The sequence below is a fragment of the Ensifer sp. genome (assembly GCF_035999185.1).
Taxonomy (GTDB): domain Bacteria; phylum Pseudomonadota; class Alphaproteobacteria; order Rhizobiales; family Rhizobiaceae; genus Ensifer.
Genome location: NZ_DASYHB010000170.1, coordinates 155,726 through 175,184, shown reverse-complemented (window position 1 = coordinate 175,184; position 19,459 = coordinate 155,726). Strand labels below are relative to the sequence as shown.

General features: G+C 63.1%; 18 protein-coding genes. 13 read left to right on the top strand and 5 right to left on the bottom strand.

The features are described 5' to 3' along the window. Window positions 1–4: 4 nt before the first annotated feature. The gene (locus tag VGO04_RS22270) at window positions 5–490 is read right to left on the bottom strand and encodes an Lrp/AsnC family transcriptional regulator (RefSeq protein ID WP_327498129.1); all 486 of its coding nucleotides are present in this window, start codon (window positions 488–490) and stop codon (window positions 5–7) included. Window positions 491–624: 134 nt separating this feature from the next. Here VGO04_RS22270 and VGO04_RS22265 point away from each other — a divergent pair, with 134 nt between their 5' ends. After that, the gene (locus VGO04_RS22265; RefSeq protein ID WP_327498128.1) at window positions 625–1,041 is read left to right on the top strand and encodes a DUF2000 domain-containing protein; all 417 of its coding nucleotides are present in this window, start codon (window positions 625–627) and stop codon (window positions 1,039–1,041) included. A gap of 314 nt (window positions 1,042–1,355) precedes the next feature. Then, window positions 1,356–2,534, top strand: coding sequence for an MFS transporter (locus tag VGO04_RS22260; protein ID WP_327498127.1), 1,179 nt, complete (start codon window positions 1,356–1,358; stop codon window positions 2,532–2,534). A gap of 79 nt (window positions 2,535–2,613) precedes the next feature. Here VGO04_RS22260 and ycaC read toward each other — a convergent pair whose 3' ends face one another. After that, window positions 2,614–3,240, bottom strand: coding sequence for an isochorismate family cysteine hydrolase YcaC (gene ycaC, locus VGO04_RS22255; RefSeq protein WP_327498126.1), 627 nt, complete (start codon window positions 3,238–3,240; stop codon window positions 2,614–2,616). Between the two features lie 147 nt (window positions 3,241–3,387). On the opposite strand from ycaC, the gene VGO04_RS22250 reads away from it, so the two are divergent. Both VGO04_RS22250 and VGO04_RS22245 read left to right on the top strand, forming a co-directional pair. Further along, the gene (locus VGO04_RS22250) at window positions 3,388–4,305 is read left to right on the top strand and encodes a LysR substrate-binding domain-containing protein (RefSeq protein WP_327498125.1); all 918 of its coding nucleotides are present in this window, start codon (window positions 3,388–3,390) and stop codon (window positions 4,303–4,305) included. 242 nt (window positions 4,306–4,547) lie between these two features. Continuing rightward, window positions 4,548–4,841 (top strand): hypothetical protein, encoded by a 294-nt coding sequence (locus VGO04_RS22245; protein ID WP_327498124.1) that lies wholly within the window; start codon window positions 4,548–4,550, stop codon window positions 4,839–4,841. 87 nt (window positions 4,842–4,928) lie between these two features. Here VGO04_RS22245 and VGO04_RS22240 read toward each other — a convergent pair whose 3' ends face one another. Continuing rightward, the gene (locus VGO04_RS22240) at window positions 4,929–5,627 is read right to left on the bottom strand and encodes an aspartate/glutamate racemase family protein (protein ID WP_327498123.1); all 699 of its coding nucleotides are present in this window, start codon (window positions 5,625–5,627) and stop codon (window positions 4,929–4,931) included. Between the two features lie 245 nt (window positions 5,628–5,872). On the opposite strand from VGO04_RS22240, the gene VGO04_RS22235 reads away from it, so the two are divergent. The 5 genes from VGO04_RS22235 to VGO04_RS22215 all read left to right on the top strand — a co-directional run bounded on the left by VGO04_RS22235 (window position 5,873) and on the right by VGO04_RS22215 (window position 11,089). Further along, window positions 5,873–7,402, top strand: a complete 1,530-nt coding sequence (locus tag VGO04_RS22235; RefSeq protein WP_327498122.1) for an ABC transporter substrate-binding protein — start codon at window positions 5,873–5,875, stop codon at window positions 7,400–7,402. A 123-nt stretch (window positions 7,403–7,525) separates the two neighbouring features. After that, the gene (locus VGO04_RS22230; protein WP_327498121.1) at window positions 7,526–8,467 is read left to right on the top strand and encodes an ABC transporter permease; all 942 of its coding nucleotides are present in this window, start codon (window positions 7,526–7,528) and stop codon (window positions 8,465–8,467) included. After that, entirely contained in the window at window positions 8,467–9,336 is an 870-nt protein-coding gene (locus VGO04_RS22225; protein ID WP_327498120.1) for an ABC transporter permease, read from the top strand. The genes VGO04_RS22230 and VGO04_RS22225 overlap by 1 nt, the downstream gene beginning before the upstream one ends. A gap of 3 nt (window positions 9,337–9,339) precedes the next feature. Continuing rightward, window positions 9,340–10,551, top strand: a complete 1,212-nt coding sequence (locus VGO04_RS22220; RefSeq protein WP_327498119.1) for an amidohydrolase/deacetylase family metallohydrolase — start codon at window positions 9,340–9,342, stop codon at window positions 10,549–10,551. Between the two features lie 46 nt (window positions 10,552–10,597). Continuing rightward, the gene (locus tag VGO04_RS22215; RefSeq protein WP_327498288.1) at window positions 10,598–11,089 is read left to right on the top strand and encodes a RidA family protein; all 492 of its coding nucleotides are present in this window, start codon (window positions 10,598–10,600) and stop codon (window positions 11,087–11,089) included. Between the two features lie 15 nt (window positions 11,090–11,104). Here VGO04_RS22215 and VGO04_RS22210 read toward each other — a convergent pair whose 3' ends face one another. Next, window positions 11,105–11,842 carry an IclR family transcriptional regulator gene (locus VGO04_RS22210; protein WP_327498287.1) on the bottom strand — a complete coding sequence of 246 codons (738 nt, stop codon included), beginning with the start codon at window positions 11,840–11,842 and terminating at the stop codon, window positions 11,105–11,107. Window positions 11,843–12,128: 286 nt separating this feature from the next. Between VGO04_RS22210 and VGO04_RS22205 the strand changes: the two genes are divergently transcribed. Together VGO04_RS22205 and VGO04_RS22200 are read left to right on the top strand one after the other, a co-directional pair. Further along, the gene (locus VGO04_RS22205) at window positions 12,129–13,328 is read left to right on the top strand and encodes an aminotransferase class V-fold PLP-dependent enzyme (RefSeq protein ID WP_327498118.1); all 1,200 of its coding nucleotides are present in this window, start codon (window positions 12,129–12,131) and stop codon (window positions 13,326–13,328) included. 48 nt (window positions 13,329–13,376) lie between these two features. Next, window positions 13,377–15,212: an ABC transporter ATP-binding protein gene (locus VGO04_RS22200; protein WP_327498117.1), complete on the top strand. Its 1,836-nt coding sequence runs from the start codon at window positions 13,377–13,379 to the stop codon at window positions 15,210–15,212. Window positions 15,213–15,304: 92 nt separating this feature from the next. Here VGO04_RS22200 and VGO04_RS22195 read toward each other — a convergent pair whose 3' ends face one another. Further along, window positions 15,305–15,781 (bottom strand): Lrp/AsnC family transcriptional regulator, encoded by a 477-nt coding sequence (locus VGO04_RS22195; RefSeq protein ID WP_327498116.1) that lies wholly within the window; start codon window positions 15,779–15,781, stop codon window positions 15,305–15,307. Between the two features lie 142 nt (window positions 15,782–15,923). On the opposite strand from VGO04_RS22195, the gene VGO04_RS22190 reads away from it, so the two are divergent. Further along, window positions 15,924–16,943 (top strand): 1-aminocyclopropane-1-carboxylate deaminase, encoded by a 1,020-nt coding sequence (locus VGO04_RS22190; protein WP_327498115.1) that lies wholly within the window; start codon window positions 15,924–15,926, stop codon window positions 16,941–16,943. 51 nt (window positions 16,944–16,994) lie between these two features. Beyond that, window positions 16,995–19,382, top strand: coding sequence for a 1-deoxy-D-xylulose-5-phosphate synthase N-terminal domain-containing protein (locus VGO04_RS22185; protein WP_327498114.1), 2,388 nt, complete (start codon window positions 16,995–16,997; stop codon window positions 19,380–19,382). Window positions 19,383–19,459: the final 77 nt, after the last annotated feature.

The window sequence follows — 19,459 nt, the reverse complement described above, 5'->3', positions numbered from 1 at the left end:
GGCCTTATCGGTGGCTGGCGGTTACGCGCAACGGCAGGCCGCTATAGGGCTTTATTTCCTTCAGGACGAAGGTCGTTTGCATTTCCTTGATGCACGGCAGACGCCGCACGACCTTCATGGCAAAATCCGAGTAGGAATCGAGGTCGGCCGAAACCACCTGCAGAAGGAAATCCGCGTCACCGGCAATGCTGTAGCAGGCAACGACGCTGTCGAGCTTCATCACTTCATCCGCAAAGGCATCGGCCTCCACCTCGGTGTGGCTGTCGATCTTTACGCGGATGAAGGCGAGCACGCCGAGGCCGATTTCGCGCCGGTTCACAACAGCCCGATAGCCTTCAATGACGCCGTCGTCCTCCAGCTGCCGCACACGCCGCCAGCAGGGCGATGTCGACATCCCCACTTCTTCGGAAAGCGCCTGGTTGCTCAAGCGCCCGTCATTTTGCAGCGCTGTCAGAATCTTCACGTCGGCGGACGTCAGAACAGAAGGCATAATCTGTCTCATATTTGCTTAAAATAGGAAGATCCTATCTCAAGTATCAGACAACTCGCAACATCTGAAAGAACTTACCTCCGCATCCGGTCTATCCTCCCCCGTCGACGTGAACATGGAGGAAACAGATCATCGTGTCTCGGGACATCCGCCTCGCCATCATCGTCAATCCCGAACTGCCGACGGGTCATCTTGCCAACACCATTGCCGCGATCTCTATCGGCATTGGCGCCGCGATGCCCGGCCTCGGCAACCAGCGCCTGACCGATGGCAATTGCAACACCATTGATATCAGCTCCAACCGGCCCGTCCCGATCCTGCAGGCCGACAGCGAGACGATCGGCACGCTGCTCCTGAAGGCGCTGCCGAAAGGGGAGGATCGCATCGTCGTACCGTTTCCGGCCTTCGCGCGCTCGCTACACAACTACGCAGACTATGAGACGCAGTTTCCTGACCGAGACCTTTCCGTGGAAACGATCGACGGCGTGGGACTGGCCGGCGCGTCCAAGTGGGTCAAATCGCTGACCGGATCCTTGAAGCTGCTGCGGTGAAGCGGCACTCCTGAACGACAGGCATCTGGCCCGCCCAACCCCGCCGGACCAGATGTATATCTTTTTCACACCGACCAGACCAATACGCGAAGTGGTGTCTGCACATATGCAACACCTCCCGTCACTCCGCCGGAAAGATCTGCTTTTTCAACCTGCCCATGGTTTCCGACCTTGACGGCACGGAAGGCGCGCGACAGATTTTGAAAACGATTTTCAACGCGCCAGACCTGTTTGCAACACCCATAGCGGCTCGACGGCTTAGTCGCTGCCGACGCTCTCTCTCGCGCCATAATGATCGATTGGGGACCATGCGCATGACCAATCAACGGCTCATCATGCTGATCTTCTTCCTACAGCCGATCGCCTTCGGAGCCTGGCTGCCGCGTATTCCCGATGTGCAGCAAAGGCTCGGTCTCGGTCCGGCCGAACTGGCAATCGCGCTGCTCGGCATGCCCGTCGGCATCCTGCTGATGCTGCCGTTTGCCGGACGCTTGGTCGCCAGGGTCGGTGGCAGAGCCACGATCATCTACGGCTTCGTTGTTTTTCTGGCGCTCGTCTGGATGCCGACTTGGCCGTCAAGCATCGAGTTGCTCTTCGTAACGCTCGCCGTCGTCGGCGCGGCACTGACGACGCTTGAGCTCGGCCTCAACGTCGAGGCTGACGCGATCGAGAAGCACTCCGGGCAATTGATCATGAGCACCTGCCACGGCTTCTGGAGCCTCGGCATCATGGCGGGCAGCCTGATCGGCGTTGGGTTCGCCGCGCTCAAGGTTGCTTCGGAATGGGCGGTGCCGCTGACGGCCGCCGTGATGCTGCCGATCAGCGTCTACTTCGCCGCCAAACTGCCGCAGCTACAATCCGCCGAAGCAAAGGGTGAGGACGCCCCACCCTCGAAAGGAAAGCTCCCGAGCCTTGCGTTGCTTGGCGTCTGCTTCTTCGTCTTCGGCATCACCATGACCGAAGGTGCGGTCGCGGACTGGTCTGCGGTGTTCCTGCGCGACGTCTTCGGGCTTTCCAGCGCCAGCGCCGGCTTCGGCTATTCGATCTTCGCCTTCATGGTGGCAGCAGGCCGTTTCGCCGGCGACCGACTGAAAGCGACGTACGGACCGGTCCCGGTCGCGCGTGCGTGTGCCGTTGCCAGCATTGCGGGGCTGTTGCTGGTGGTCGCAAGCCCGGCCGCCTGGGCAGCGCTTGCCGGCTTTGCCGCCATGGGCTTCGGCGTCTCGGTAGGCTTTCCGCTCGCCGTCACCGCCGCGGCCGACCAGAAAGACAGGCCGGCGGCGGCAAGCGTTGCCATCCTCTCCTTCATCGCGCTTCTTGGTTTCCTGCTCGGACCGCCGCTGATCGGCCTGATCGCCGAACATAGCGACATGCGCTTCGGCCTCGGCGTACTCTTCCCCTTCCTCGCCGCCAGCCTGCTTTTGACCGGCCGACTGAAACCCGCCGCTACCACCGCGGCACCGGACGCCGAGCGAGCCGCAAGTCGGGCGTAGCCGCCGCCCGGACCGATATCCAACCGAAACGCGAAAAGCGCCGGCTGAGACCAGCCGGCGCTTTTCCCTTCCATTCAGCTTATTTGCGGGCTGCAATGGTGTTGTAGCTGGTGATCAGGTTGCGATAGTCTGGGATATGGTTCGAAAACAGCGTGCCGAGACCTTCGATGTCGTTGCGCCAATCGCGATGCAATTCACAGGCAACGCCGAACCAGGTCATCAGCTGAGCGCCGGCAGCGGTCATGCGCGACCAGGCGGAATCACGGGTCACTTCGTTGAAGGTGCCGGATGCGTCGGTCACCACGAAGACCTCAAACCCTTCCTCGATGGCCGAGAGCGCCGGAAATGCCACGCAGACCTCCGTTACCACGCCGGCGATCAAAAGCTGCTTCTTGCCGGTCGCCTTCACCGCCCTCACGAAATCCTCGTTGTCCCAGGCGTTGATCTGGCCCGGGCGGGCGATGTAGGGCGCGTCGGGAAACTGCTCCTTCAACTCCGGCACCAGCGGGCCGTTGGGGCCGTCTTCGAAGCTGGTCGTCAGGATCGTCGGCAGCTTGAAGTATTTGGCGAGATCGCCGAGCGCCAGAACGTTGTTCTTGAATTTGTCGGGATCGAAGTCGCGCACCAAGGACAGGAGGCCGGCCTGATGGTCGACGAGCAGGACGGCAACATCATCCTTGTTGAGGCGTGCATAGGGCTTGGTCATTGGAAAATCCTTCCTTGGTTTTGGCTTCGATCACCGCCGGCAGCGCCTTTGTTGCTGCCTGATCGGCTGTGACTGAAAGCACGTTATCGCGGAACGCTGGTGGCCAAAAGATTGCCAAAATTGACGCAGCGTCCTACAAATAGAACGATGCGTGATCTGAACGACCTCTATTACTTTGTCCAAGTCGTCGAGCATGGCGGCTTTGCAGCTGCAGCGCGGGCAACCGGCACGCAAAAATCGCGGCTGAGCCGGCGCATCGCGATGCTCGAAGACCGGATCGGAGTTCGATTGATCCAGCGCTCTCCGCGGCGCTTCTTCGTCACCGATGTCGGCCGCGAGTACTACCAGCGCTGTGTCGCCGTCCTTGTCGAGGCGGAAGCCGCCGACGCCTATGTCGCCCAGCATCAGGGCGAGCCTCAAGGTATACTCAAGGTCAGCTGCCCGACAGCGCTGATTTCGTTTCAGTTCGGCCGGATTCTTGCGCGCTTCATGACCACCTATCCGAAGATCGGCCTGCAGCTCGAAAGCACGAACCGCCGCGTCGACGTCATCGCCGAGGGTTTCGACGTTTCGATCCGCGTCCGGTTTCCGCCGCTCGAAAAAAGCGATCTCGTCATGCGCAAGCTCGACGACAGTTCGCAGTATCTCGTCGCCCGACCGGGCTTTCTCAAGGAACCGATCCAGTCGCCCGAACAGCTGGCGGGACTGCCAAGCCTTGCCTGGACCTCGGCCACCCACACCTACGAATGGCGCCTCGAATGCTCCAACGGTGAACGGGCGGTCGTCCGCCACGCGCCGCGCTTCCTGACGGACGACATGGCGGCGTTGCGCGAAGCCGCACTCGACGGAGCGGGTATCGTGCAATTGCCGACGATGATGATCTGGAAGGATCTGGCCGCAGGCACCTTGGTCCCGGTGCTGCCCGGGTGGCGGCCGGCATCCGGTGTCGTGCACGCCGTGTTTCCTTCGCGGCGCGGACTGCTTCCCTCCGTTCGCACGTTCATCGACTTCCTCGCGCAGGAATGCGCCGCCGAGCGCCTGGCGATCGACAAGAGCCTCGCCTGAGCCAAGGTATCACGCGAAATTTGCCGGCCGAGCGGAACCCTGCTCAAGTTTGCGCGTTTGCGACCCATGCAGGGGATGCATAGTAGCCATACCTTGCATCCGACGCCTTGCTTGACGATTTATAACTGCAGAAGCCGCGTTCGACGCCGGCTCCCTTCATTGATCCAATCACAGTCGTAGACGTCTTCCCCGGCTTATGGCCGGCGCAGCCGGTTTCGACCTGAACAACAGGGAAGGTAATCATGCAGCATTCAGACAAGACGCTCGACGCCAAGACACTCGAGGCCATGACGCTTCACGAGCGCTCGAACATGATGGCACTGGTCGTGGACGCGCTCGAGGCGACGGCCGAGAAGGCCTACGAGATCGGCGACGACAAGTTCGCCGAGAACTCGATCAGCCTGGCCAATATCATCATCAGCTGTGCCGACGACCTGGTGGTCGGCGACCTGCCGGCGGCCGAGCTGCTTTTGCAGCAGGGCATCGCTCTGCTCAGCCTGTTTCAGGGCGAGCCGCGCGAGTCTACGTTGCACTAGCGCAATCCGGCAACGCGAAACACGCCGCCACGACCGTGGCGGCGTCTTGCCTCTCCGCTTTCGGCGTTGGTCCGGTTTGTCGCGGGATCAGGCCCCCTCAAGCGCGAAATCGACCGCAGCCAGCGCGTGGATCTCCGTCGTGTCGAAGACCGGCACCGGGCTGTCAGCCTGTGAAATCAACAGCATGATTTCGGTGCACCCCATGATCACCGCTTCGGCGCCCTCAGCGACGAGCCTTGAGATGACCGCGCGATAAGCGTCCCTTGATGCGTCCTTCACAATGCCGGCAACAAGTTCGCGGTAGATGATCTCGTGCACCTTGGCGCGATCATCCGCCCCCGGCACGAGCACCTCGAGGCCGAATTTCTCCGTCAGGCGCCCCTTGTAGAAATCCTGCTCCATTGTGAACGCCGTTCCGAGCAGGCCGACTTTTCGAATTCCCGCAACCTTGATCTTCTGCGCCGTCGGGTCGGCGATGTGCAAGAGCGGGATCGACACGGCCGCCGAAACCTCGTCCGCCATCTTGTGCATGGTGTTGGTGCAGATCATCAGGAAATCAGCGCCGCCGGCTTCCAGCCGACGTGCCGCCGCGATCATCTCTTCCGTCAGCGCCGGCCAGTCGCCGTGATGCTGGAGCCGCTCGATCTCGCCGAAGTCCATCGACCACATCAGAGACTTGGCCGAATGCACGCCGCCCAAGCGGTCGCGCACCGTCTCGTTGATGATGCGGTAGTATTCGGCCGAGCTCTCCCAGCTCATGCCGCCAATCAGCCCGATAACCTTCACCTGACGTCTCCTCCTGCAGTCACCCCGAGGTAGCAAATCGGCGCCGATGGCGAAAGCGCCCGCAAGCCGAAAGAACCACACGCCGCGCGGTTGCGGCGGCCACCCCGTCCGCTTGCGTAAGCGGCCCCCTACTAAAGTCCATGACACGACGACGACAAGCGGTTGACATTTTCAGCTTCGTGCCGTTTTATATTCCAAAATAAAGAACGACATAGCATAACTATGGAATATGAGGAGGAGAAAATATGAAACAAGCTAAATTTGCATTGCTTATCGGAACGGCACTTGTGGCATCGGCATCGTTCGCCTTCGCCCAGGAAAAGGGTGGCGTCATCAACGTCGCGACCGTCGGCGAACCGCCGACACTCGACCCGATGGCCTCGACCGCCGATCTCGTCGGTATCGTCTCGCAGCACATCTTCGAGACGCTCTACACCTTCGACAAGGACTGGAAGCCGACGCCGCTTCTGGCGGCGGCACTTCCCGAGATCAGCGCCGACGGCAAGGCCTACACGATCAAGCTGCGTTCCGGCGTCAAGTTCCACGACGGCACCGATCTTGACAGCAAGGACGTCGTCGCCTCGCTCGAGCGCTGGACCAAGGTCGCCTCGCGCGGCAAGCAGACGGCAACGACGATTTCCGGCATCGAGGCGGTCGACCCGCTGACGGTGAAGATCTCGCTCGCCACCCCTTACGCACCGCTCGTGTCGCTCCTCGCCTTCAACAACTCGGCGGCCATCGTGCTTCCTTCGGAGAAGCAGGCCGAGCCGATGACCGACTTCGTCGGCACCGGTCCCTACCAGCTGAAAGAACGCAAGGCGGACCAGTATATCCAGCTGACCCGCTACGACGCCTACAAGTCGCCGGAAGGCGAAGCGAACGGCTATGGCGGCGCCCGCCATCAATACGCCGACGAAATCCGCTTCGTGCCGGTCCCGGACCCGAACACGCGCGTCGAGGCGGCCGTCTCCGGCCAGTATGATTACGTCGACTCGCTGCCAGTCGAATCCTTCGAGCGTGTAAAGGGCTCGAGCGCATCTGATCCCGTGATGCTGCAGCCCTTCGGCTGGCCGGTCTTCGTCTTGAACTCCGGCAACGGCATGACCAAGAACCTCGACCTGCGCAAGGCGATCCGCGCTTCGCTCAGCACGGAAGACATGATGGCCGCCGCCTTCGGCAGCACCGACTTCTATGCGCTCGACGCCGCTCTCTACCCGTCGCAGTTTGCCTGGCGGACCGATGCCGGCACCGAAGGCGCCTACAACATCGCCGACCCGGAAAAGGCTGGCGAACTGTTGAAAGCTGCCGGCTACAAGGGTGAGCCGCTGCGCATCCTGACCAGCCGCCAGTACGAGTTCCACTACAAGATGGCGCAGGTCGCCGCCGAGTACCTGAAGCTTGCCGGTTTCACCGTCGATCTGCAGGTGGTGGACTGGGCAACGCTCACCCAGCGTCGCGCCGACCCGACGCTTTGGGACATCTACATCACCCACAGCCCCTTCCTGCCGGAACCGGCGCTGATCGGCATGATGTCGACCAAGGCCCCCGGCAACTGGGACACACCTGCCCGCGCCAAGGCGGTCGATGCCTTCAACGCCGAATCCGATCCGGCAAAGCGTGTCGCCCTTTGGGCCGATGTTCAGAAGGTGATCTTCGAGGAAGTGCCCTTCATCAAGATCGGCGACTTCAATGCGCTTTCGGCGAAGTCGAAGTCGCTTGACGGCGTCTCGCCGGCGCCGTGGCCGTACTTCTGGAACGCTTCGATCAAGAAGTAAGCTCCCCCCTCCCAAGGGACTTCGGCGGATGCCCGACCTCTGGTCCGGCGTCCGCCTGAAGGGGCGCGTCGCTCCCGCCTCCACCGTCGCGGCGGGGCGCTCAAGGAAAGGTTCGAGGCCACCATGTTACGCTACATTTTCCAGCGACTGATGGGCATGATCGTCGTCATGGCGATCGTCGTGACCATCGTCTTCGTCATCGTCCGCGTAACCCCAGGCGACCCGGCCGCCGTCATGCTCGGCCCGGAAGCGACCCAGGAGGATATTGCGGAACTGCGCACCCGGCTCGGCCTCGACCAGTCGCTTGGCCTGCAATATGTCTACTATGTCGGCCAGCTGCTTCAGGGCGATCTCGGCCAGTCGATCTTCCTTAACCAACCGGTCACGTCAGCGCTCGCCGAGCGCGCCGAACCGACCTTCTTCCTGACACTGTTCTCCATCCTGATCGCCTGTGCGATCGCGCTGCCGATCGGCATCTACGCGGCCTATCGGCGCGGCTCCTTCGTCGATCAGGCGGCAACGACGCTGGCGATGCTGGCTGCGAGCATTCCGAGCTTCTGGCTCGGCCTTATCCTGATCCAGGTGTTTGCCGTGCGTTTCGGCTGGTTCCCGGTCTCCGGCTATGGTGGCCCCGGATCCTCCTTCACCGAGCGCATGTACCACCTCACCCTGCCGGCGATCGCGCTCGGCGTCGTCTCGTCCGCCCTGATCCTGCGCTTTACCCGCGCCTCGATGCTCGACGTGCTCGGCGACGACTTCATCCGCACGGCCCGCGCCAAGGGTCTCGGCGAACGCAAGGTGGTGATGAAACACGCGCTGAAGAACGCGCTGATCCCGATCCTGACGATCATCGGCCTCACCGCCGCTGTGCTGATTTCCGGCGCCGTCGTCACCGAGACGGTCTTTGGCCTTCCGGGCGTCGGCAATCTCGTGGTCTCGGCCGTACTTCGCCGCGACTATCCGGTCATCCAGGGCGCGCTGCTCGTCATTGCCGCGCTGTATGTGCTGATCAATTTCGCGATCGACATGCTCTATCTCCTCGTTGATCCAAGGGTGCGCTACTGATGGCTATTTCCGTATCTGCCCCCGCCGAGAGCGAAGGCCGCAAGTTCGTCCGCCGGCTGTTAAAGCGCAAGACCGTCGCCTTCGGCCTGATCGTTCTCACCGTCTTCGTGCTGCTCGCCGTCTTCGCGCCGCTGATTGCGCCCTATGCGCCGGGCAAGCTGTCGATCGTCAATCGCCTGCAACCGCCGAGCCTGCAATGGTTCTTCGGCACCGACGAATTCGGCCGCGACGTCTTTTCCCGCACCATCTATGCCGGCCGGCTGTCGCTGCTGGTGGGTGCTGCCGTCGTCACACTCGCAACCGTGATCGGGGTCGTGCTCGGCCTGCTTGCCGGCTTCTTTCCGAAGCTCGACACGCCGATCGCCCGCGTCATCGACGCGATGATGGCCTTTCCGGACATTCTGCTCGCGATCGCGCTTGTCGCGGCCCTCGGTCCCTCGCTGACGACCGTTATCATCGCGCTCAGCATCGTCTATGCGCCGCGGCTTGCCCGCGTGGTGCGCGCCTCGACCCTTGTCATCCGCGAGCTTCCCTACGTCGAGGCCGCCCGCGCGCTCGGCATCTCGACGCCGCACATCATGACGCGCCATGTCCTGCGCAACCTGCTGTCGCCGGTTCTCGTGCAGGGCACCTTCCTCTTCGCGCACGCGATGCTGGCTGAGGCCGGGCTCTCCTTCCTCGGCGTCGGCGTCAGCCCGGAAATCCCCACCTGGGGCACGATGATCGCCTCCGGCCGCCAATATATCGGCCAGGCCGATTGGGTGACGCTCTTCCCCGGCATCGCCATCGTTCTCTCGGTGCTGTCGCTGCAGATGGTCGGTGACGGCCTGCGCGACATGCTCGATCCCCGCCTCAGAAAGGACCTGTAAGTCATGACGAACGCAACCAACAGCGCTGGTCCGGTGCTGATCCGGCAGGTGAAGCCCGTCGCCTTCGGCATGGCCGCACCGGCCGAAACCATCGACATCCTCGTTGACGGCGAGGGCCGCATCGCAGCCCTCGGCCCGAACCTCGAAGCATCCGGCAGCGTGCGTCGCATCGAAGGCAACGGCGCCTGGATCTCGCCCGGCTGGATCGACCTGCATGCCCATGTCTGGCATGGCGGCACCGACATTTCCGTGCGTCCGCAGCTTTGCGGCATGGAGCGCGGCGTCACCACCATCGTCGATGCCGGTTCGGCCGGCGAGGCCAATTTTCACGGCTTTCGCGAATACATCATCGAGCCGTCGCGCGAGCGCATCAAGGCGTTCCTCAATCTCGGCTCGATCGGCCTTGTCGCCTGCAACCGCGTCAGCGAGCTCTCCGACATCCGCTCGATCGACATCGACCGCATCATTGCCTGCTACCAGGAAAACCGCGAGCACATCGTCGGTCTCAAGGTGCGCGCCAGCCACGTGATCACCGGTTCCTGGGGCGTCACACCGGTGAAGCTCGGCAAGAAGATCGCCAAGATCCTGAAGATCCCGATGATGGTTCACGTCGGCGAGCCGCCGGCGCTCTATGACGAAGTGCTCGAAATCCTCGGCCCCGGCGACATCGTCACCCATTGTTTCAACGGCAAGGCCGGATCCAGCATTATCGAGGACGAGGACCTGTTCGAGCTTGCCGAACGCTGCGCCGGCGAAGGCATCCGCCTCGACATCGGCCATGGCGGCGCCTCCTTCTCCTTCCGCGTCGCCGAAGTGGCCATCGCCCGCGGGCTCCTGCCCTTCTCGATCTCCACCGATGTGCATCTGCGCAGCATGAACCAGTCGGTCTGGGATCTCGGCACCACCATGTCGAAGCTGCTCAGCGTCGGCATGCCCTTCGAAAAGGTGGTCGAGGCGGTGACCCAAGCGCCGGCTTCCGTGATCCGCCTGGACTTGGACAACCTGCTTACCGTCGGCGCTCGCGCCGAGTTCACCCTCTTCGACCTCGTGGACTCGGAACTTCGGGTCTTCGATTCACTGGGCGCCGAGGCCCATCTCAATCGCCTGTTCGAGCCGCGCTTTGCGGTGATGGGGACTGAGGTCGTTGCCGCCAACCGCTACCAGCCGCAGCATATCGAGTGCCCCGACCACAGCCATGGCTTCAGCTACCGCTAACTCGAGACGACAGAATACAGAAATGACAGGACATCGCGTGACCAGTCTGGATCAGAAGAAGAACACCTCTGCCGCCGTCTCACCCTATGAGCGGCTTCAGGCCCTCGGCATCGATCTGCCGCCCGCGCCGCCGCCAATTGCCAATTTCGTCACGCACGTGCAGGAGGGCAACATCCTCTACCTGTCCGGACAGGGCCCACGCGAAGTCGACGGGCACCTTCATGCCGGCAAGGTGGGGGCCGATGTCGATATCGAAAGCGCCTATGAGCATGCACGGCTGACGGGCATCAACCTGCTTGCGGTGATGCACGATGCGCTCGGCGATCTCGGCCGCGTCAAGCGCATCGTCAAGCTGCTCGGAATGGTCAATGCCGTGCCGGATTTCGAGGAGCACCCGCGCGTCATCAACGGCTGCTCGGACCTGATGGTCGACGTCTTCGGCGAGGCCGGCCAGCATGCCCGCTCGGCGGTGGGTTTCGGGTCCTTGCCCGGAAACATCACCGTCGAGATCGAGGCGATCGTCGCTCTTCACGAGTGACGGCGGGAGGTCGGATCAATGGCTGCGCCAGCCCATCATCTTCTCGATCCGCTCGGCGGAAACCCTGACGTGATCGGCGTAGAACGCCCGGTCGTCGAGGATTTTCTGCTCGGGCAGCACGATCGAGATCGTGGCGGCGCAATTGCCCTTGTCGTCGAGGATCGGCGCGGCAACGCAGGCGACCGCGTAGTCGGACTCGCCCGCCTGGATCGACAGCCTTGCTGCAAGCGCGCTCTCGGCCTGGTCGGAAAGAGCCGCCGGGTCTATGTCGGCGCGGCCGGTCGGCGAAGTGCGGGCACAGCGGCGGAAAAGCTCGAGCCGTTCATCGGCCGGCAGATGGCCAACAAGCAGGCGGCCGGAAGCCGTCCAGTTGAGCGGCACGCGGGTGCCGACGCGCGAGGTCACCTGGAAATGCCCAGGACCGTCAGCCATGGCGAGCACCTGCATGTAGTCGCCGTCACGGCCGCAAAGCTGGATCGTCTCGGACACCTCGCGGCCGAGATCATGCATTTCGCGGGTGGCGACACCCAGGAAATCGAGCGAGCGGGCATAGGCGAGGCCATAGTGATAGAGCCGATCACCCAACCAGACGAGGCCATCGGCATCGCGGCTGAGCAGGTTCTTTTCGACCATGTCGTCGACGATGACATAGGCCGTCGAGAGCGGCGCGCCGACCGCCTTGGCAATCGCGTAGACGCCGCTCGGCGAACCCGTTTCGTAAAGAAAATCGAGCACCTGCAACGCCCGGTCCATGCCGCTCACACGCGAGCGGCGCGGCTTGCCGGTGGTTTCGGTATCATCATGCGGCTCGACGCCGTTCGTCGTGTTGTCCAATGGTCCACTCCAGCGCGGCCCTATCCGCGCATCAACCGGGAAATGCCTGGCTTTGCTCTCGCCAGCCCGCCGGCAGCGGCTGGGCGGCGCGACAGGAAGCCTCACCTGTACTTCATTACTATGGTAGATATTCCGCGAAAACGGAATACTCTATCCGTCTCGACTGCCATAAAATCGCCTGCCAGACAATCACATGGAGACCACTATGCCTGACCGTGACATTCGCGAAGCTCTCGGACTTCGTCCCGTTATCAACGTCTCCGGGACGATGACGGGCCTCGGCGCATCGATCGTGGTCCCGGAAGCGATTGCCGCTATGACTGCCATACTGCCGCAGTTCGTCGAGATCAACGATTTGCAGCGCAAGGTGAGCCCTGTCATTGCGCGACTGACGGGCGCCGAAGCCGGTTTCGTCACGGCCTCCTGCTCGGCGGGCATCAGTCTCGCGATCGCCGGTTGCATGACCGGGGCCGACTTGGCCGCAATCGAGCGCCTGCCCGATACGACGGGCCTCAAGAACGAGGTCCTCATCCAGATGGGCCATGTGGTGAGCTACGGCGCGCCGGTCGATCAGGCAATCCGCATCGCCGGCGCAAAGCCGGTGCTCGTCGGCCAGGCGACCTCGGCCTACCGCTACCACCTGGAAGGTGCGATCAACGAGCGCACGGCCTGCGCCGTCTACGTGATCTCGCATCACGTAGTGCAATACGGGCTTCTCGACCTCAAGGAGTTTGCCGAGGTCTGCCATTCGAAGGGCGTGCCGGTTATCGTCGACGCCGCCTCCGAATACGATCTGCGCATCTTCCTCGAGCACGGCGCAGACATCGTCCTCTATTCCGGCCACAAGTTCTTGGGCGGCCCGACCTCCGGTATCGTCGCCGGTAAAAAGGAGATGGTCCGCAACACCTTCCTCCAGAACCTTGGGCTCGGCCGCGGCATGAAGGTCGGCAAGGAAAGCATGCTCGGCGTGATGGCAGCGCTCGAAGCCTGGGAGAAGCGCGACCACGCCGGCATTCGCGAACGCGAAACCAGCTACCTGAACCTCTGGCACGAAACGCTCGACGGACGCCCGGGCATCAAGCCGGTGATCGAGGCCGATCCGACCAAGAACCCGCTCGACCGGCTGCGCGTCAACATCGACCCGCAGGAGGCACACATCACTGCCTGGGACCTCGCCGACGCGCTCGCCCGCGGCACCCCGCCGATCATCGTGCGCGACCACGAGGCAGAGCACAATTACTTCTACCTGGACCCCTGCAACCTGCATCCGGGGCAGGAGAAGGTGGTCGCAAGCCGGCTTGCCGAGGAACTGGACAAGGCGCGCGCCTCCAACGAGATCATCGCGACCTCGCTCAGCGAGCGCAACGCCCGTCGCTTCGCCGGCCTGCTGCGCTGGCCGGACTAAGCGGACGCCGAGAAGCACAAGACGACAGCAACAGGCGGAGGAGCCGACATGACTGACACCGCAATCGCCAGGGGCCAATCGGCCGCGCCTGTTCTCTCCGTCGAGAACCTGACGACTTCGTTCCTCGTGGACGGCGCCTGGAAACCGGTCGTCCGGGACATCTCGTTTTCCGTCGCGCCCGGAGAAACCGTGGCGATCGTCGGTGAATCTGGCTCGGGCAAAAGCGTCACGTCGCTGTCGATCATGCGGCTCCTGCAGAAGGAGACGAGCCGCATTACGGGCCGGGTGATGATGGGCGGGCGCAACATCCTCGACCTGCCCGAAAGCGAGATGCGCAACGTGCGCGGAAACGACGTGGCGATGATCTTCCAGGAGCCGATGACCAGCCTCAACCCGCTTTTCACGATCGGCGACCAGATTTCGGAAGCGCTGCTCTGCCACAGCCCGATGTCGAAGGCCGACGCGAAGGCGGAGACCATTCGCCTGCTCGAAAAAGTCCGCATCCCCTCCGCTGCCTCGCGCTTCGACGAGTACCCGCACCGGTTCTCCGGCGGCATGCGCCAGCGCGTGATGATCGCCATGGCGCTTGCCAGCCGCCCGAAGCTCCTGATCGCCGACGAGCCGACGACGGCGCTCGACGTCACAATCCAGGGTCAGATCCTCGACCTGATCAAGGTGCTGCAGGAAGAGGAAGGCACCTCGGTGCTGTTCATCACCCACGACATGGGCGTCGTTGCCGAAATCGCGGACCGCACCGTGGTGATGTTCCGCGGTGACGCGGTCGAGACCGGCCCCACGGAAGACATCTTCCTGAGAGCGAAACACCCCTACACCCGCGCGCTTCTTTCCGCCGTGCCAATGCTCGGTTCGATGAAGGGCGAACCCCAGCCGATGCGGTTCCCGGTCATCGATCCCGCCACGGGTCTTCCGAACGCCACGGCCGAAGCAACCGACACAGTGCAAACCGGCCGCAAGCCGATCCTCGAGGTCAAGAACCTCGTCAAGCGCTTCGACATCCACGCCGGCCTGCTCGGCAAACTCAAGGGCCGTGTCCACGCGATCGAAAACGTCTCTTTCAGCCTGCAGCCGGGGGAAACGCTCTCGCTCGTCGGCGAATCCGGTTGCGGCAAGTCGACGACCGGTCGCGCCATCATGCGGTTGATCGAGCCCGAGAGCGGTTCGGTCACGCTCGATGGTCAGGATGTGCTTTCGATGGACCGCAAACGCCTGCGCGACATGCGTCGCACGATGCAGATGATCTTCCAGGATCCCTTTGCAAGCCTCAATCCGCGCATGACCGTGGGTGCTGCGATCGCCGAACCCTATCTCGAACACAAGCTCGGAACGCCGCGCCAGGCACGTGAAAGAGTGGCCGACCTTCTCGAACGTGTCGGTCTTCAGGCAGACATGGCCGCGCGCTATCCGCACGAATTCTCCGGCGGTCAGCGCCAGCGCGTCTGCATCGCCCGGGCGCTGGCGCTCGATCCGAAGGTCATCGTCGCCGACGAGTCGGTCTCTGCTCTCGACGTCTCGATCAAGGCGCAGGTCATCAACTTGCTGCTCGACTTGCAGGCAAGCCTCGGCCTTGCCTACCTGTTCATCTCGCACGACATGGCGGTGGTCGAACGCGTCAGCCACCGCGTCGCGGTCATGCATCTCGGCGAGATCGTCGAGATCGGCTCGCGCGCCCAGGTCTTCGAAAACCCGCAGCATCCCTACACCAAGAAACTGATTGCCGCCGTGCCAGTTGCCGACCCGACCCGCCGGCATGCGCGCCGCGGCGCCACCAGCGACGAGCTCAAGAGCCCCTTGCGCGCACCCGACTATGTGCCAGTCGAACGGCGCTACCACCAGGTCGCAGACGATCATTTCGTCCAGGTCTGACGGGGTTGCACCTGCTGCAGCGCATCCGGCACGCAGACGACGTGCCGGATCCGCGTCCCCTTCGATGCGAAAGACCAATCGTTCGACGACCGTCAGAACGGTAGCCGGGCGTTCTCCTTGACTTCCTTCATCACAAAGAAGGTGCGCGTCTGACGCACCCCCGGTAACGCGATCAGCTTCTGGCCGTGCAGCTTGTTGAAGTCCGCCATGTCGCGCACCCGGATCTTCAAGAGATAGTCGAAGTCGCCGGCCACGAGATTGCAGTCGAGCACTTCCTTCATCTCCAGCACCGCGCCCTCGAAGGCCGCAAAGCTCTCAGGCGTCGAGCGGTCGAGCACCACGCCGACCATCACCAGCGCACCAAGACCGACGGCCGACGGCGCGACCTCGGCCCTCACACCGGTGATATAGCCCTCTTCGAACAACCGCTGTGTCCGCCGATGACAGGTCGCCGGACTGACGCTGACCCGCTCGGCGAGGTCGGCATTCGTCAGCCGTCCCTCGGATTGCAGGGCGCGCAGGATCTTGAGATCGATCCGGTCAAAATCCTCCTCGGAAGAATCTTTCATTTTTTATCCAATACATTGAAGAAAGACGAAACCAGATCGGAATTCTATTCGATCCTGCGAATTTTGGACAGCAACTTAGAGAGCACCTTTCACGCGACTTCGCCTATCCTTCGCCTACAATTTTCACACGGAGGCCTGGATCATGTCACTGCTTGAGAAGTTCGAACGCTACCCCCTCACCTTCGGCCCGACACCGATCGAGCATCTGCCACGGCTGACGGCAGCACTCGGCGGCAAGGTCGAGATTTACGCCAAACGCGACGACTGCAATTCCGGTCTCGCCATGGGCGGCAACAAGCTCCGGAAGCTCGAATACATCGTGCCCGACGCGATCGCGTCTGGCGCCGATACGCTGGTCTCGATCGGCGGCGTCCAGTCGAACCACACGCGCATGGTTGCCGCGACCGCTGCCAAGATCGGCATGAAGTGCGTCGTCATCCAGGAGAAATGGGTGCCACACTATGATGCCGTCTACGACCGTGTCGGCAACATCCTGATGACGCGTCTGATGGGGGCGGACAGCCGGCTCGTCGACGACGGTTTCGACATCGGTATCCGCAAGAGCTGGGAAGATGCCATCCAGTCGGTGAAGGATGCCGGCGGCAAGCCCTACCCGATCCCGGCCGGCGCCTCGGTGCACAAGTATGGCGCACTCGGTTACGTCGGGTTTGCCGAAGAGGTGGCGGCACAGGAGAAGGAGCTCGGCTTCACCTTCGACTACATCGTCGTCTGCGTCGTCACGGGCTCCACCCAGGGCGGCATGATCGTCGGCTTTGCCGCGCAGGATCGCGCCGATCGGGTGATCGGCATCGATGCATCGGGCACGCTTGAGCAGACCCGCTCCCAGGTTCGAAAGATCGTCGACTCGACGGCCGAACTGGTTCGCCTCGGCCGCGCGATCCGCGAAGACGAGATCGTGATCAATCCCGATTACGCCTATCCTGCCTATGGCGTACCATCGGAAGAAACCAACGCGGCGATCCGGCTTGCGGCCCGCACCGAGGCGATGATCACCGATCCGGTCTATGAGGGCAAATCCATGCAAGGCATGATCGACCTCACCCGCAAGGGCTTCTTCCCCGAAGGGTCCCGCGTCCTCTACGCGCATCTCGGCGGTGCGCCGGCCCTCAACGGCTACAGCTACTATTACAAGGACGGCTGAAACGCCGACCGCACCCCGTCACCTTTCGTCTTTCTCCATCGGAACCTGGCGATGATCGACACGAACCATCTGAAGACCCTCGAAAAGCGCCTGCTCTGGCTCTCCCACTGGATGGTCCACCATGCCAACCATATCCGGCCAAAGGTCGACGGCATCAAGATCGGCGGGCACCAGGCAAGTTCCGCCTCGATCGTCTCGATCATGACGGCGCTTTATTTCTCCGCGCTCAGGCCGGAGGATCGTGTCGCCGTCAAGCCGCACGCGGCACCGGTCTTCCACGCGATGCAGTATCTGATGGGCCGGCAGACCCGCGAGAAACTTGAGAACTTCCGCGGCTTTGGCGGGGCGCAGAGCTATCCGAGCCGGACGAAGGATGTCGACGACGTCGATTTCTCGACCGGCTCGGTCGGTCTCGGCGTCGGCATCACCGCGCTCGCCTCGATCGTCCAGGATTTCGTCCGCGCCAAGCAATGGGGTGAAGGCAAGATCGGCCGCATGGTGGCGCTCGTCGGCGATGCCGAGCTTGACGAAGGCAACGTCTACGAGACGCTGCAGGAGGGCTGGAAGAACGACCTCAGGAATTGCTGGTGGATCATCGACTATAACAGGCAGTCGCTCGACGGCATCGTTCGCGAAGGCCTGTTTGAACGCGTCGAGAAAATCTTTGACGCCTTTGGCTGGGACGTGGTGCGGGTCAAGTATGGCGTGCTGCAGCGCGCGGCCTTTGCCGAACCCGGCGGGAGCAAGCTGCGCGACTGGATCGACCGCTGCTCCAACCAGGACTACGCGGCGCTGACCTTCATGGGCGGTGCCGTCTGGCGCAAGCGGCTTGCCGACGATCTCGGCGACCAGGGCGACGTCTCGGCCCTCATCGACCGGCGCAGCGATGCCGAGCTTTCGGCGCTGATGGAAAACCTCGGCGGCAACTGCGTCGAGACCATGGCCGAAACCTTCGCTGCGATCGACCACGACCGGCCGACCTGCTTCCTTGCGTATACGATCAAAGGCTGGAGCACGCCGATCGCCGGTCACAAGGACAATCACGGCGGCCTGATGACGACGACCCAATTCGCCGAATGGCAGGCGCATATGGGTGTCGCGCCCGGCGAGGAATGGGAGCCGTTCGCCGGAGTGGCGGATCGTCAAGCGCTCGAGGCATTCCTCGCCGTGGTCCCTTTCTTTGCCGAAGGCGCACGGCGCCACGCCGACCACCGACTAAAGGTGCCGGCGATCGCCGTCGAGACACAGCGCGAAATTTCAACGCAGATGGCCTTCGGCAAGATCCTCGACGATCTCGCCAAGGGCAGGACGGACCTCGCCGAACGCATCCTCACGACGTCGCCGGATGTGACCGGCACCACCAGCCTTGGCGCCTGGGTCAACCGGCGCAAGCTCTTTGCCCGCCAGCCGCTCGCTGACGCCTTCATCGAGCACCGGATCGCCTCGACGGCCAAGTGGGAGTTCACGCCGGAGGGCCAGCATGTCGAACTCGGCATTGCCGAGATGAATCTGTTCCTCTTGCTAGGTGCCGCCGGTCTCAGCCATTCGCTCTTTGGTAAAAGGCTGATCCCGATCGGCACGGTCTATGACCCCTTCGTCTGCCGGGGCCTCGATGCGCTCAACTATGCCTGCTACCAGGACGCCCGCTTCATGATCGTCGGCACGCCCTCGGGCGTGACGCTGGCGCCGGAGGGCGGCGCGCACCAGTCGATCGGCACGCCGCTGATCGGGATCAGCCAGGATGGCCTCGCGGCCTTCGAACCGGCCTTTGCCGATGAACTCGCCGTCATCATGGAATGGGCCTTCGACTACATGCAGCGCGATGGCGACAACGATCCGGACGAGCGCACCTGGCTGCGCGACGAGACCGGCGGCTCCGTCTATCTGAGGCTCACCACCAAGCCGCTGGAGCAACCGTTGAAACGGGTGGACGATGACTTCCGCCAAGGCGCGATCGACGGCGCCTACTGGCTGCGCAAGCCAGGGCCGAACTGCGATATCGTCATTGCCTACCAGGGTGCGGTGGCGGACGAGGCGATTGCCGCTGCCGGCCTGATAGGCGAGGTCCGCCGCGATATCGGCGTGCTCGCCGTCACCTCGGCCGACCGCCTGAATGCTGGCTGGACAGCCGCGCAGCGTGAACGCGCCCGTGGCAACCCCCGTGCGAAAAGCCATATCGAGCGGCTGCTCGATCCGCTGCCCGGCCACTGCGCGATCGTCACCGTGCTCGATGGCCATCCGGCAACGCTCTCCTGGCTCGGTGCCGTCGCCGGCCACCGCACCATCGCGCACGGCGTCGAGCATTTCGGCCAGACCGGCACGATCGGTGATCTCTACCGCCACTTCCGGCTCGACCGCAACGCGCTCGCGGCATCGGCAATGGCGCTGACGGCAGGCCGGAGAACGGCTGCCGGACAAGAGGCTCTCCTCTTCCCATAGTTCGGCAATCGCCGCCCGAACCATCGAAGGCGAACCATCATGCGCCGCGGGCCCCGCGGCCAGAGCATGTGCGCGCC